Source organism: Microbacterium sp. ZKA21 (genome assembly GCF_050434165.1).
Lineage (GTDB): Bacteria > Actinomycetota > Actinomycetes > Actinomycetales > Microbacteriaceae > Microbacterium.
This window is the reverse complement of record NZ_JBNPVV010000003.1, coordinates 350196-364075: the sequence shown is the minus strand read 5'-3', so window position 1 is coordinate 364075 and position 13880 is coordinate 350196. Positions and strand designations below refer to the sequence as shown.

13 protein-coding genes are annotated in these 13880 nt (G+C 70.0%); all 13 read left to right on the top strand.

Annotated elements, in window-relative coordinates; all coding sequences use genetic code 11:
* Window positions 1-164 precede the first annotated feature (164 nt).
* The 13 genes from M2317_RS09095 (at window position 165) to M2317_RS09035 (ending at window position 13880) form a co-directional block, all read left to right on the top strand.
* Entirely contained in the window at window positions 165-1883 is a 1719-nt protein-coding gene (locus tag M2317_RS09095) for a nitrite/sulfite reductase (protein WP_429459367.1), read from the top strand.
* Window positions 1880-2623 (top strand): phosphoadenylyl-sulfate reductase, encoded by a 744-nt coding sequence (locus tag M2317_RS09090; protein ID WP_429459365.1) that lies wholly within the window; start codon window positions 1880-1882, stop codon window positions 2621-2623. The genes M2317_RS09095 and M2317_RS09090 overlap by 4 nt, the downstream gene beginning before the upstream one ends.
* A complete protein-coding gene (gene cysD / locus M2317_RS09085) occupies window positions 2620-3540 on the top strand; it encodes a sulfate adenylyltransferase subunit CysD (RefSeq protein WP_429459363.1) in 921 nt (306 codons plus the stop codon). The genes M2317_RS09090 and cysD overlap by 4 nt, the downstream gene beginning before the upstream one ends.
* A complete protein-coding gene (locus M2317_RS09080) occupies window positions 3540-4847 on the top strand; it encodes a sulfate adenylyltransferase subunit 1 (protein ID WP_429459361.1) in 1308 nt (435 codons plus the stop codon). Before cysD ends, M2317_RS09080 begins: the two co-directional genes overlap by 1 nt.
* A gap of 88 nt (window positions 4848-4935) precedes the next feature.
* Complete coding sequence (locus M2317_RS09075; RefSeq protein WP_429459573.1) at window positions 4936-5952, top strand: ABC transporter substrate-binding protein; 1017 nt, start codon at window positions 4936-4938, stop codon at window positions 5950-5952.
* Window positions 5952-6806 carry an ABC transporter ATP-binding protein gene (locus M2317_RS09070; protein WP_429459360.1) on the top strand — a complete coding sequence of 285 codons (855 nt, stop codon included), beginning with the start codon at window positions 5952-5954 and terminating at the stop codon, window positions 6804-6806. The genes M2317_RS09075 and M2317_RS09070 overlap by 1 nt, the downstream gene beginning before the upstream one ends.
* A complete protein-coding gene (locus tag M2317_RS09065; protein ID WP_429459358.1) occupies window positions 6796-7713 on the top strand; it encodes an ABC transporter permease in 918 nt (305 codons plus the stop codon). Before M2317_RS09070 ends, M2317_RS09065 begins: the two co-directional genes overlap by 11 nt.
* Window positions 7710-8570 (top strand): uroporphyrinogen-III C-methyltransferase, encoded by an 861-nt coding sequence (gene cobA / locus M2317_RS09060; protein ID WP_429459356.1) that lies wholly within the window; start codon window positions 7710-7712, stop codon window positions 8568-8570. Before M2317_RS09065 ends, cobA begins: the two co-directional genes overlap by 4 nt.
* A gap of 46 nt (window positions 8571-8616) precedes the next feature.
* A complete protein-coding gene (locus M2317_RS09055; protein WP_429459354.1) occupies window positions 8617-10017 on the top strand; it encodes an FAD-dependent oxidoreductase in 1401 nt (466 codons plus the stop codon).
* Window positions 10014-10343 (top strand): ferredoxin, encoded by a 330-nt coding sequence (gene fdxA, locus M2317_RS09050; RefSeq protein WP_429459353.1) that lies wholly within the window; start codon window positions 10014-10016, stop codon window positions 10341-10343. Before M2317_RS09055 ends, fdxA begins: the two co-directional genes overlap by 4 nt.
* Window positions 10336-11262, top strand: a complete 927-nt coding sequence (locus M2317_RS09045) for an NAD(P)/FAD-dependent oxidoreductase (RefSeq protein ID WP_429459350.1) — start codon at window positions 10336-10338, stop codon at window positions 11260-11262. The genes fdxA and M2317_RS09045 overlap by 8 nt, the downstream gene beginning before the upstream one ends.
* Before the next feature lie 347 nt (window positions 11263-11609).
* The gene (locus M2317_RS09040; protein ID WP_429459348.1) at window positions 11610-12326 is read left to right on the top strand and encodes a DUF1684 domain-containing protein; all 717 of its coding nucleotides are present in this window, start codon (window positions 11610-11612) and stop codon (window positions 12324-12326) included.
* Between the two features lie 60 nt (window positions 12327-12386).
* The gene (locus tag M2317_RS09035; RefSeq protein WP_429459347.1) at window positions 12387-13880 is read left to right on the top strand and encodes an ABC transporter substrate-binding protein; all 1494 of its coding nucleotides are present in this window, start codon (window positions 12387-12389) and stop codon (window positions 13878-13880) included.

Sequence of the window (13880 nt, the reverse complement as noted above, 5' to 3'; positions counted from 1 at the left end):
CGGCGGGTATTAGACCGCATGACCCTGCGCGCACGCCTTCTATGTCGTCATGTTTCGTCGGCTGACGTCATGTGTCGCCCTGCGGTGACGTCATCCGGGGTTAACGCCAGAGTTGTGCAACGCCATCTCCGACGAGCAGTGCCAGCAGCGCAGAGAGCCACCTCATGACCACGCCACAGCAGACGCCGATCCGCGGTGCACGTACGCGCACGACCAGGACGCCCACCAAGCCGCACGGTCAGTGGCTCGTCGATGGAACGGAACCCCTCAACGGCAACGAGGAGTTCAAGCTGGCGGACAACGGACTCAACGTCCGCGAGCGCATCGAGAACGAGTACTCGGTCGGCGGGTTCGCGAGCATCGACCCGACCGACCTGCACGGCCGCTTCCGCTGGTGGGGGCTGTACACGCAGCGCAAGCCGGGAATCGACGGCGGTCGCACCGCCCAGCTCGAGCCGCATGAACTCGAGGACGAGTACTTCATGCTGCGCGTCCGCATCGACGGCGGCCAGCTCACCACGCACCAGCTGCGCGTGATCGGCGAGATCTCCACCGAGTTCGCCCGCGACAGCGCCGACCTCACCGACCGCCAGAACATCCAGCTGCATTGGATCCGCGTCGAGGACGTCCCCGAGATCTGGCGCCGCCTGGAGGCCGTCGGGCTCAGCACGACCGAGGCCTGCGGCGACGTGCCCCGCGTGATCCTCGGCTCCCCCGTCGCCGGCATCGCCGCGGACGAGCTCATCGACCCGACCCCGCAGATCCAGGAGATCGCGGAGCGCTTCATCGGCGACCCGACGCTCGCGAACCTGCCGCGCAAGTACAAGACCGCGATCACCGGTCACCCGAGCCAGGACGTCGTGCACGAGATCAACGACTGCGCCTTCGTCGCGGTCGAGCATCCGGAACTCGGCATCGGCTACGACCTCTGGGTCGGCGGCGCGCTATCGGTCGTCCCCCGCCTGGGCGAGCGCCTCGGCACCTTCGTCGCTCCCGACCGGGTCGCCGAGGTGTGGCACGGCATCACGCAGATCTTCCGCGACTACGGCTACCGCCGCCTGCGCAACAAGGCGCGCCTGAAGTTCCTGCTCGCGGACTGGGGCACCGAGAAGTTCCGCGAGGTGCTCGAGACCGAGTACCTCGACAGCCCGCTTCCCGACGGCCCTGCCGCTCCCACCCCGACCACGATCGGCGATCATGTCGGCATCCACGAGCAGAAGGACGGCCGGTTCTACGTCGGCGCGGCCCCGCTCGTCGGCCGCGTCTCGGGCAGCACCCTCACGGCCCTCGCAGACCTCGCCGAGGTGCACGGCTCGCAGCGCGTGCGCACCACGCCGTACCAGAAGCTGCTCGTACTCGACATCCCGGAGAGTGAGGTCGACGGCCTCGTCACCGGCCTCGACGCGATCGGCCTGTCCGCACGGCCGAGTCTGTTCCGCCGCGGCACCATCGCATGCACCGGCATCGAGTACTGCAAGCTCGCGATCGTCGAGACCAAGGCGAACGCCGCCACGGCCATCGAGCAGCTCGAAGAGCGTCTCGGCGCCCTCGAGCCGGAGATCGGCCGCCCGATCACGCTGCACGTGAACGGATGCCCGAACTCCTGCGCCCGCATCCAGACGGCCGACATCGGCCTGAAGGGCCAGCTCGTCTCGATCGACGGCGAGCAGGTCCCGGGCTACCAGGTGCACCTGGGCGGCGGACTCGCCGGCGTCGACCGCGCAGAGGCCGGTCTCGGCCGCACCGTCCGCGGACTCAAGGTCGCCGCCGACGGCATCGCCGACTACGCCGAGCGCGTCATCCGCCGCTACCTGGCCGACCGCGCCGCCGGCGAGAGCTTCGCGCAGTGGGCCCATCGCGCCGAAGAGGAGGCACTGCAGTGACCGTCAGCCTCGCCCCCCGCATCCGGACCAAGCGCACCCGCGAAGAACTCGCCGCTCTCGCCGAACAGGGCAACATCGAACTCGGCAGCCTGACCGACCACGAAGCGTCCGCCGCCGAGGTCGTCGCCTGGGTCGCCCGCAACTTCGGAGCGGATGCCGCGGCCGTCGCCTGCTCCATGGCGGATGCCGCGCTGCCGCACCTGGTGGCAGAGCAGTTGCCGGGCGTCGATGTGCTGTTCCTGGACACCGGCTACCACTTCACCGAGACCTACGCGACGCGCGACGAGGTCGAACGGGCCCTGGACGTGCGGATCGTCGACGTCACGCCGGACCAGACGGTGGCCGAACAGGATGCCGAGTTCGGCGCCAAACTGTTCGAACGCGATGCCGCGCTGTGCTGCGCCCGCCGCAAGGTCGCCCCGCTGCAGGACGCGCTCGGCGGCTACGAGCTGTGGTTCACGGGCGTGCGCCGCGACGAGGCGCCCACTCGCACGAACACGCCGCTGGTCACCTGGGACGAGCGCAACGGCCTCGTCAAGGTGAACCCGGTCGCCGCGTGGAGCTTCGACGAGGTCCTGGAGTACGCCGCTGAGCACAAGGCTCCGGTGAACCTGCTGGTGAACTTCGGCTACCCCTCGATCGGCTGCGAGCCCTGCACCAAGCAGGTCGCACCGGGCGAAGACCCCCGCTCCGGCCGCTGGGCCGGGCAGGCGAAGACAGAATGCGGGCTCCACGTATGACGATCGACACGACCGCCCCCGCGACGAGCCTCACCGCGCTCGACCAGCTCGAGGCCGAGGCCATCCACATCATCCGCGAGGTCGTCGCGGAGTTCGAGCGCCCCGTGCTGCTGTTCTCCGGCGGCAAGGACTCTGTGCTCGTGCTGCACCTCGCGACCAAGGCGTTCGCGCCAGGGCGCGTGCCGTTCCCGGTGCTGCACGTCGACACCGGCCACAACTTCCCCGAGGTCATCGCGTTCCGCGACGAGACCGTCGCCCGCCTCGGCCTGACCCTCGAGGTCGCGAGCGTGCAGGACTACATCGACGACGGCCGGCTCATCGAGCGCCCGGACGGCACGCGCAACACGCTGCAGACCCAGCCGCTGCTGGACGCGATCACCGCGGGCAAGCACGACGCCGTGTTCGGCGGCGCGCGCCGCGACGAGGACAAGGCCCGCGCCAAGGAGCGCATCATCTCGCTGCGCGACGAGTTCGGCCAGTGGGACCCGCGCAACCAGCGCCCCGAGCTGTGGAGCCTCTACAACGGCCGTCATCTTCCCGGTCAGCACGTGCGCGCCTTCCCGATCTCCAACTGGACCGAGCTCGACGTCTGGCGCTACATCGAGCGCGAGAACATCGCCCTCCCGCCGCTGTACTACGCGTCCGAGCGCGAGGTCTTCCGCCGCGACGGCATGTGGTGGGCGGTCGGCGAGTTCGCGCAGCCGTTGAAGGGCGAGGAGATCGAGCGCCGCGTCGTCCGGTACCGGACGGTCGGCGACATGAGCTGCACCGGCGCCGTCGAATCGGATGCCGTCGACACGGCATCCGTCGTCGCCGAGGTCGCGCGATCGACGCTCACCGAGCGCGGCGCCACCCGTGCGGACGATCGCATCAGCGAGGCCGCCATGGAGGACCGCAAGAAGGACGGGTACTTCTGATGACGACACTTCTGCAGGAGCAGACGCTGTTCCGGTTCGCGACAGCCGGCTCCGTCGACGACGGCAAGTCGACCCTGGTGGGCCGGCTGCTGCACGACGCCAAGGCGATCCTCGCCGATCAGCTCGAGCAGGTCGCCTCGACCTCCCGCGCCCGCGGCTTCGCGCACGGCGAGTTCGACTTCGCGCTGCTGACAGACGGCCTTCGAGCCGAGCGCGAGCAGGGCATCACGATCGATGTCGCGTACCGCTACTTCGCCACGGATCAGCGCAGCTTCGTCCTGGCGGACTGCCCCGGTCACGTGCAGTACACGCGCAACATGGTCACCGGCTCCGCCACCGCCGACGCCGTGATCGTGCTCGTCGACGCGCGCAAGGGCGTGGTCGAGCAGACCCGCCGCCACCTCGCCGTCGTCTCGCTGCTGCGGGTGGCGCACGTGATCATCGCGGTCAACAAGATCGACCTCACCGACTACGACGAGGACCGCTTCGTCGAGATCGAGCTCGAGGCGGAGCGGGTCGCCGAGCAGCTCGGGTTGTCCGGCATCCACGTGCTGCCGGTGTCGGCGCTGGAGGGCGACAACGTCGTCGACCGGTCACCGCAGACGCCCTGGTACACCGGTCCCACACTGATCGAGCTGCTGGAGACCCTGCCGACGCAGGAGGAGACGGAGTCGGCGGATGCCGCGTTCCGCCTCCCCGTGCAGCTCGTGCTCCGTCCGCAGGGCGGCCTCGATCCGCGCATCCCCGCGGAGGATGCCGAGCGCTACCGCGACTACCGCGGATTCGCCGGACGCGTGTCGTCCGGCGCAGTCCGAGTCGGAGACCGCGTCGAGGTGCTCCCCGGCGGGCACGAGACGGTCATCACCGGCATCCGGGTCGCGGGCCGCGAAGCCGAGACGGCTACGGCAGCGCAGTCGATCTCGGTGACCCTCGCCGACGAGGTGGATGCCGCCCGCGGCGCCGTCATCGCAGCAGCGGGCACCGCCCCGCAGTCCCGTCGCGAGGCCGTCGTCGAGGTGTTCCAGCTCGACACGCGCGACACCGCGCCCGGTGCCAAGGTGCTCGTCAAGCACGGCACGTCGACCGTGCAGGCGCTGGTCGTCGAGGTCCTCGACCGCCGCGACCTCGAGACCCTCGAGCACGAGGATGCCGAGCGCCTCGCCGTGAACGAGATCGGCCGCGTGCGCCTGCGCTTCGCCGCCGACCTGCCGCTCGAGCCGTACGCGGTGAACCGCGCCGCCGGGTCGCTGCTGCTCATCCACCCTGTCGACGGGGCGACGCTCGCCGCCGCCACCGTCGTCGACTGAACCTGCACCACCCATCACCGTCTAAGGAGGCGAAACCGTGAAGATCACCCGTAAGACCACTGCTCTCACCGCACTAGGACTCGGCGCCATGATGCTGGCCGGTTGCGCCTCCGCCGCTCCTGGGGCGGACGCCACGTCCGAGCCGGTCGACGAGGTCCGCCTGGGCTACTTCGCCAACGTCACCCACGCGCCGGCGCTGGTCGGTGTGGAAGAGGGCCTGTTCACCGACGCGCTCGGCGAGGACATCGACCTCAAGACAGAGATCTTCAACGCCGGTCCCGCCGCGATCGAGGCCCTGTCCGCCGGTGCGATCGACGCCACCTACATCGGTCCGAACCCCTCGATCAACACGTTCATCCAGTCCGGTGGCCAGTCGGCGCACATCATCGCCGGTGCGACTTCCGGCGGTGCGGCGCTCGTCGTCCGCGACGGGATCGATGACGTCGCCGACCTCGAGGGCACGAACATCGCGAGCCCTCAGCTGGGCAACACGCAGGACGTCGCGCTGCGCAGCTGGCTCGCGGACGAGGGCTTCGAGACCTCGACCTCCGGGGGAGGCGACGTCACGATCACCCCGACCGAGAACGCCCAGACGCTGACGCTGTTCCAGCAGGGTGAGGTCGACGGCGCGTGGCTGCCCGAGCCGTGGGTCTCCCGCCTGGTCGTGGATGCCGGGGCGCACGTGCTGGTGGACGAAGCCGACCTCTGGGAGGACGGCGCGTTCCCGACGACCGTGCTGCTGGTCCGCGCCGAGTTCGCCGAGGAGCACCCCGACGTGGTCGAGAAGCTCCTCGAAGGCCACATCGCGTCGGTCGCCTGGCTCGACGAGAACGCCGCAGAGGCGCCCGAGGTCATCAACGCGGCGCTGACCGACGCCACCGGCAAGGGGCTCTCCGACGAGGTGCTGACGCGCGCACTCGAGAACGTGACCTTCACGGTCGACCCGCACGCCGAGACGTTCACGACGCTCGTCGAGAACGGGCTCGCCGCCGGAACCCAGAAGGACGGCTCGATCGACGGGCTGTTCGACCTGACCGCGCTGAACGCGCTGCTCGAGGCGGACGGCCAGGAGCCCGTCTCCGCCGGCGGCCTCGGGGACGAGTGATGACGGCGCCGGCGGGGCGGACCCGCGCAGACGACACCGCGCGTGCGCACGTGGGCGTCTCCTCGCTGGCGCCCAGCTTCGATGGCGTGACGCCGATCGCCCCGGCATCCGCTCCGGCCGAGCCGATCGTCCGGATCGATCACGTCACCAAGCGCTTCGGAACGGGCCCCGTCGTCCTGGACGACGTGTCGCTCGACATCGCCCCCGGCGAGTTCGTGTGCCTGCTCGGGGCGTCCGGATGCGGCAAATCGACGCTGCTGAATCTGATCGCGGGTCTCGAACCGGTGACCTCGGGCGCGATCTCGGTGCCCAGCACGGGTGCGGCCGTGATGTTCCAGGAGTCCGCGCTGATGCCGTGGCTGACCGCCCGCCGCAACGTCGAGCTCGCGCTGCGCCTGCGCGGCGTCCCTCGCGCCGAACGCCGCGAGGAGGCGCTGCGCCTGCTCGGCACGGTGAACCTGGCGGATGCCGGAGACAAGCGTCCGCATGAGCTCTCCGGCGGAATGCGGCAGCGCGTCGCCCTGGCACGCGCACTCGCGCAGGACCGCTCGGTGCTGCTGATGGACGAGCCGTTCGCCGCGCTCGACGCCATCACCCGCGACCTGCTGCACGAGGAACTGGAGCGCGTCTGGCGCGCCACCGGGCGCACCATCGTGTTCGTCACGCACAACGTCCGCGAGGCCGCGCGCCTCGGCCAGCGCGTCATCCTGCTGTCCAGCCGCCCCGGCCGGATCGCCAGGGAGTGGAAGCTCGGCGGGACCGCAGGGCGCCGCATCGAATCGCCGGAGGTCTCGGCGCTGGCCGCCGAGATCACCACCGAGCTGCGCGAGGAGATCCGACGCAATGCCGCTTGAAACTTCTCCGACCGAGCGCGCTTCGACAGGCTCAGCGACCAAGCCGGACGAGCTCGACACGCTCTCCGCCGGGCTCGACCGGCTGCAGAGCGAAGAGGACCGGCGCTCGTCCGTCTGGCGCACCGCTGTCGGCAAGGTGCTGCCGCCGGTCGTCCTGCTCGTCGTGCTGCTGGCCGCGTGGCAGCTGTACGTCGTCATCGCCCAGCCGCGACCCGACATCTCGCCTGGCCCTCTGCAGGTGGCCGCAGCGCTCGGCGACGCCTGGGAGTCCGGGCGCCTGCAGGAGGCCGTCACGACGAGCCTCGAGCGGGGTGTGGTCGGCTTCCTCATCGCGATCATCGTCGGCACGCCCATCGGGTTGCTGATGGCGGAGTGGAAGGCTCTGCGCCGCGCAGCCGGACCGCTCATCTCGGGGCTGCAGGTGCTGCCCTCGGTCGCCTGGGTCCCCGCCGCCGTCATCTGGTTCGGCCTGAGCGACGCCACCGTCTACTTCGTGATCCTCATGGGCGCGATCCCGTCGATCATCAACGGCCTGCTCTCGGGCATCGACCAGGTGCCGCCGCAGTTGCGTCGCGCCGGCATCGTGCTGGGCGCGAGCCGCTGGCAGCTCGCGACCGCGGTCGTTCTTCCGGCGGCCCTTCCGGGTTACCTCGCGGGCCTCAAGCAGGGCTGGGCGTTCTCGTGGCGCTCGCTCATGGCTGCCGAGATCATCGCCGTGGGCGGTTCCATCGGGTTCGGACTCGGATCGATGCTGCAGCAGTCCCGCGAGCTCGCGGACCTCGCCGGCGTGCTCGGCACGATCCTGGTGATCCTCGCGATCGGCATCCTCATCGAGCTCGTCCTGTTCGGCCCGATCGAGCGGCGCCTGCTGCGCAGCCGCGGGCTCGCTCCCGGAGGTGCTCGATGACCGGTCACGTGACGCTCGTCGGCGCGGGCCCCGGGGATGCCGGGCTGCTGACGCTGCGCGGACTCCGCGCCCTCCAGGAGGCGGACGTCATCGTCGCCGACCGGCTCGGCGCCCGCTCCGTGCTGGACCAGCTCTCGGCCGAAGGCATCGTCCTCGCCGCCGAGGTCGTCGACGTCGGCAAGCTCCCCGGCCACCACAAGGTGCCCCAAGACGGCATCAACGCCCTGCTCGTTCAGCTCGCCACCGACGGGAAGCGCGTCGTGCGCCTCAAGGGCGGCGACCCGTTCGTGTTCGGACGCGGGCGCGAGGAGCAGCTGTTCTGCGAGGAGGCGGGCGTGACGGTGGACGTGGTGTCCGGCGTCACCAGCGCCGTCTCGGTCCCGGCCGTCGCCGGAATCCCGCTGACGCACCGCGGTGTGTCGACGTCGTTCACGATCGTCAGCGCGCACGACCAGATCGAGCCCGGCGGGCCTCTGAGCCAGTCGAAGGGCGACCACACCGTCGTGCTGCTCATGGGCGTGAACACGCTGGCGCACTCGGCCCACGTGCTCGCCGCCGGTGCGCGCGGCGAGCACTGCCCCGTCGCGATCATCGAGGACGGCTACGGCGCGAACGAGCGCGTGACCATCGGCACGCTCGGCACGATCGCGCACCTCGCGGCCACGCGCCAGGTCCGCTCGCCGGCGGTCGTGGTGATCGGCGATGTCGTCCGGCTGAGCCCGCATGCGGCATCCCTCCCGGCATCCGAACCCGCCCCGGCACCCCGCGCCCGCTGGTTCGAGGCGATGGATGCCGGACTCGCCGTCGACACCGGCCTCGGCCGGGCGATCGACAGCACCCTCGACTACGTGATCTGACCCCGTTCGCACGCTCCGCGGAGCGGCACCCCCGAAAGGCCATGCCATGACCTCCTCTCCTCTCGCCCTGCGCGTCGCGATCGTCGGCGCCGGGCCGGCCGGGATCTACGCCGGCAACCTCCTCGCGAACGCGGTCCGCGATCGCGGCGGGCGCGTCGAGATCGACCTGTTCGAGTCGCTGCCTGCGCCGTACGGCCTCATCCGTTACGGCGTCGCGCCCGACCACCCGCGGATCAAGGGCATCGTGAACTCCCTGCACGAGATGCTCGATGCGTTCCCTGCGGCATCCGAGGGCGACGCGGAGCCCGCCGTGCGTCGCACCATCCGCTTCATCGGCAACGTCGAGGTGGGTCGCGACATCGCCCTGGACGAGCTGCGCGAGCGGTACCACGCCGTGATCCTCGCGACCGGCGCGATCCGCGACACCGCCCTCGACATCCCCGGCGTCGATCTGCCCGGCTCGTACGGCGCCGCCGACTTCGTCGCGTGGTTCGACGGCCACCCGGATGTCGCGCGCACCTGGCCGCTCGAGGCCCGCGAGGTCGCCGTGATCGGCAACGGCAACGTCGCTCTCGACGTCGCCCGCGTGCTCGCCAAGCATGCCGTCGACCTGCGCTCGACCGAGGTCCCCGACAACGTGCTGGCCGGGCTCGAATCCTCCGCTGTCACAGACGTGCACGTCTTCGGACGCCGCGGGCCCGCTGACATCAAGTTCACCCCGATCGAGCTCCGCGAGCTCGGCGAGGTCCGCGACGTCGACATCGTGCTGCACGACGAGGACTTCGACGGTGTCGACCCGGCATCGGCGTCCAACAACCAGCTCAAGGTCATGCTGCGCACACTCAACGGCTGGCGCGACCGCCCGACGGGCAGCGCCTCGCGCCGCCTGCACCTGCACTTCTGGCACGCGCCGGTGTCGATCGAGGGAGACGGCCGGGTCGAGAGCATCCGCTTCGCGCGCACCACGACGGATGCCGACGGCCGCCTCGTCATCACCGACGAGATCCGCGAGTACCCGATCCAGGCGGTCTACCGCGCCGTCGGCTACTACGGCACGCAGGTGAACGGTGCGCCGTTCGATGCGGCCCGCGGCGTCGTCCCGAATGACGGCGGGCGCGTGGACGACCAGCCTGGTCTGTACGCGACCGGCTGGATCAAGCGCGGACCCGTCGGGCTCATCGGCCACACCAAGTCGGATGCGCTCGAGACGATCACCCACCTGGTGGCGGATGCCGAGGCCGGGCTGCTCTCGGCGGCGGACGCCCCCGACGTGCTCGACCTCCTCGACGAGCGCGCGACCGAGTACACGACGTGGGACGGCTGGCTCGCCCTCGACGCCCACGAGCGGCACCTCGGTGAGACGCATGAGCACACGCGCGAGCGCGTCAAGGTCGTCCCGCGCGAGGAGCAGGTGGCGGTGTCGCGCGACGGAGCACTGGTCCCATGACCTACGTCATCGCGCTGCCGTGCGTCGATGTGAAGGATCGTGCCTGCATCGACGAGTGTCCCGTGGACTGCATCTACGAGGGCGAGCGATCGCTCTACATCCACCCGGACGAGTGCGTGGACTGCGGGGCGTGCGAGCCGGTGTGCCCCGTCGAGGCGATCTATTACGAGGACGATCTCCCCGAGGAGTGGGCCGACTACTACAAGGCCAACGTCGAGTTCTTCGAGGAGATCGGCTCCCCAGGCGGGGCCGCCAAGGTCGGCGTCTACGACTTCGACCACCCGGTCGTGGCCTCGCTTCCTCCGCAGGGTGACGGGCATGACTGACTCCTCCTATGACGTGCTGGTGATCGGCGGCGGCCCGGCAGGGCTGTCGGCGGCCCTGAACCTCGGGCGCTCGCTCATGCGCGTGCTCGTAATCGACGCCGACCGTCCGCGCAATGCGGCGACGCTGAACTCGCACGGGTTCCTCACGCGCGACGGCATCCCGCCGCACGAGCTGCGCCGTCTCGCGAGGGAGGAGCTCACCGCCTACCCGAACGTCGAGGTCCGCTCGCGGGTCGTCGTGGCCTCTCTGTCGCGGGAGGGTGACGTGTTCGTCGCCGGCATCGGCCGCCGCGAGGCGACGTCGACGGTCACCGCCCGCACCGTGCTGCTCGCGACCGGGCTGCGCGAGACGCTGCCGGACGTCCCCAATCTGCGCGGCTTCTACGGCATGAGCCTGTTCAGCTGCGCGGCCTGCGACGCGTGGGATCTGCGCGACCGCCCGCTCGCTCTGATCGGCGAATCAGTGGATCTCGCCGACCGCGCCCGACTGATCGCCCGGTGGAGCCCGCAGCTCACCGTCTTCACGAACGGCGCGGATGTCGTCTCGACGGCCGAGGAGGCGGAGCTCGCGGCCGCGGGCATCGCTGTGGCCCGGCATCCGATCGCAGAACTCGTCGGCGAGCGCGGGAAGCTCGAAGCGATCGTCCTCGCCGACGGCACCCGCGTGGACCTCGACGGCGGTTTCGTGCGTCCGGAGTGGGACACGAACCTGGCCTTCCTCGACGGGCTGTCCCCCGCCCTCGACGGCTCGGGCCACCTCGTCACGGATCGCTCCGGCCGCACGGATGTGCCAGGTCTGTACGCCGCGGGGGATGCCGCGGCCCCCGGCCCTCAGCAGCTCATCGTCGCCGCGGGCGCCGGTGCGCGGGTCGCCGCGGTCATCGTGCACGACGCGATCGGTGTCGCGACCGCGCACTGATCGACTGACCCCTCTCTGCCCCAGCCCTGAACGCGCGATACCGCCCGTTCGGGTCGCACTTTCTGTCGCTCTGACTCGCTCATAGCAGCAGATTTCGCGACCGGAACGGGCCGCGAACGCGCAGAACGGCGGGAACTGCGACCTGAAGCTCCGGTCGCACTTCCTGCCGCTTTCGCTCGCTCGAAGCGACAGATTTCGCGACCTGAGCAGGCTGCGAACGCGGAGAACAGCAGGATCTGCGACCTGAAGACCCTGCGCGTGCGGAATGCGAGGGCGCCTGCGCGTGTTGCCACTCGTGACGCCTCATCGCGGCGCCGATTCCCGCACGCCCGTACCCTGGAATGGTCATGTCTGCACCCGAAGAAGACCACGCCCGCTGGCGCAACGAGCGCCACGCCGCCGTCGCCCGCCCCACCGGAAACCTCGCCCTCGTCGAGACGCGCTGGGTCGGACCCGAGCGCCCGGACCTCGCTGCCGCGCAGGCCGCCGCCCCGGCATCCGTCACGGTGACGCCGATCCAGCGCACCGACATCTCCACCGGCCAGCCCGAGTACGGCCTGCGGTTCTGGGATGCCGAGTCTCCAGCGATCCGCGCCTACGACCGCATCGACGCGTACGAGTACGACCCGGCCTGGGTGATCGAGGCGCAGTTCGCCCCGGTGGATGCCGGTCGCACCGTCCCGTTCGAGCACATCCGCGACAACGGCGGCACGCGCGAGCTCGTCGTTCCCGGCGACATCACCTTCACGCTCGACGGCACCGAGCACCGCCTCGCCGCGTTCGACGACGGCGGCACCTTGCTGCTCGTGTTCGGCGACCCGACCAACGGCGACGAGACGTACGGCTCCGGACGCTTCCTGTTCGTGCAGCGCGACGACGAAGCGGGCTTCGGCGACGCCGGATCCGTCGTGCTCGACTTCAACCGCGCGTTCGTCCCGCCCTGCGGATTCTCCGCGCAGTACAACTGCCCGCTGCCGCCCCCGCAGAACCGGTTCGCCCAGCCGATCCGCGCCGGCGAGAAGAACGTCGTCTTCATGGACGACTTCGACATCTACTCGGCCTGATCCGACGCCGACCCGCGGCATCCGAAACCCGAACACCGACCCGAACCCAGGAGACCCCCTGTGAAGACTCCGCTCGCCCTCGCGGCGACCATCGTCGGCGCGGCCCTCGTCCTCGCCGGCTGCTCATCGAGCACGCCGTCCGCGGAGGATGCCGCCGACGCCACCATCGCCATCGGCTCGCTGTACGAGCCGCAGAACCTGAGCAACACCCAGGGCGGCGGCCAGGGCGTGACCGAGGCCTTCAACGGCAACGTCTACGAGGGGCTGTACAAGCTCACCGACGACGGCGAGGTCGAGCCCCTGCTCGCCGCGAGCGAAGAGGTCAGCGAGGACGGCCTGACGTACACGATCACGCTTCGCGACGACGTGACCTTCCATTCCGGCAAGCAGCTGACTTCGGCCGACGTCAAGGCCAGCGTCGAGGCGGTCACCGCTGAGGACTCGAAGTCCGCCCGCAAGTCGGCGTTCTCCGTGATCTCCGGCATCGAGACCCCCGACGACACCACGGTCGTCTTCACGCTTTCTCAGCGCTCGATCTCGTTCCTGTACAACCTCGCATACATCTGGATCATCAATGCGGACGCCGAGGATCTCACCACCACCGAGGACGGCACCGGTCCGTACACGCTCGAGGAGTGGAAGCAGGGCAGCACGCTGACCCTGACCCGCTGGGACGACTACTGGGGCGAGCCGGCCGCGAACGGCGAGGTCGTCTTCACCTACTTCACCGAGGCGACGGCGCAGAACAACGCCCTGCTCACCGGCGAGATCGATGTGATCACCAGCATCCAGAGCCCTGATGCCCTCGAGCAGTTCGCCTCGAACGACGACTACACGATCAGCGAGGGCACATCGACGACGAAGGAGCTGCTCGCGTTCAACGATCGCGTCGCGCCGTTCGACAACGCCCTGGTGCGCAAGGCCGTGTACTCGGCCATCGACACCGAGAAGCTGCTCACCTCGATCTGGGGCGACTACGGCACCCTGATCGGTTCGATGGTCCCGCCGACCGACCCCTGGTACGAGGACCTCACGGACGTCAACCCCTACGACGTCGACCTCGCGAAGCAGCAGCTCGCCGAGGCCGGCTATCCGGACGGATTCGAGTTCACCCTCGACACTCCGAGCTACGACCCGCACCCGGTCGTCGCCGAGTTCCTGCAGTCGCAGCTGGCCGAGGTCGGCATCACGGTGAACATCAACACCATCAGCGCGGACGAGTGGTACACGAAGGTATTCCAGGAGCGCGACTTCGAGGCGACGCTGCAGGAGCACGTCAACGACCGAGACGTGGTCTGGTACGGCAACCCCGACTTCTACTGGGGGTACGACGACGCCCAGGTGCAGCAGTGGGTCGCTGAGGCCGAGCAGGCGGCGACCACGGACGAGCAGACCGCCCTTCTGAAGCAGGTGAACGAGAAGATCGCCGCGGATGCCGCGAGCGTCTGGCTCTACCTCTACCCGCAGATCGTCGTCGCCTCGAGCGAGCTCAGCGGATACCCGGTCAACGGCCTGAACTCGCAGTTCTTCGCCTACGACATCGTCAAGTCCTGA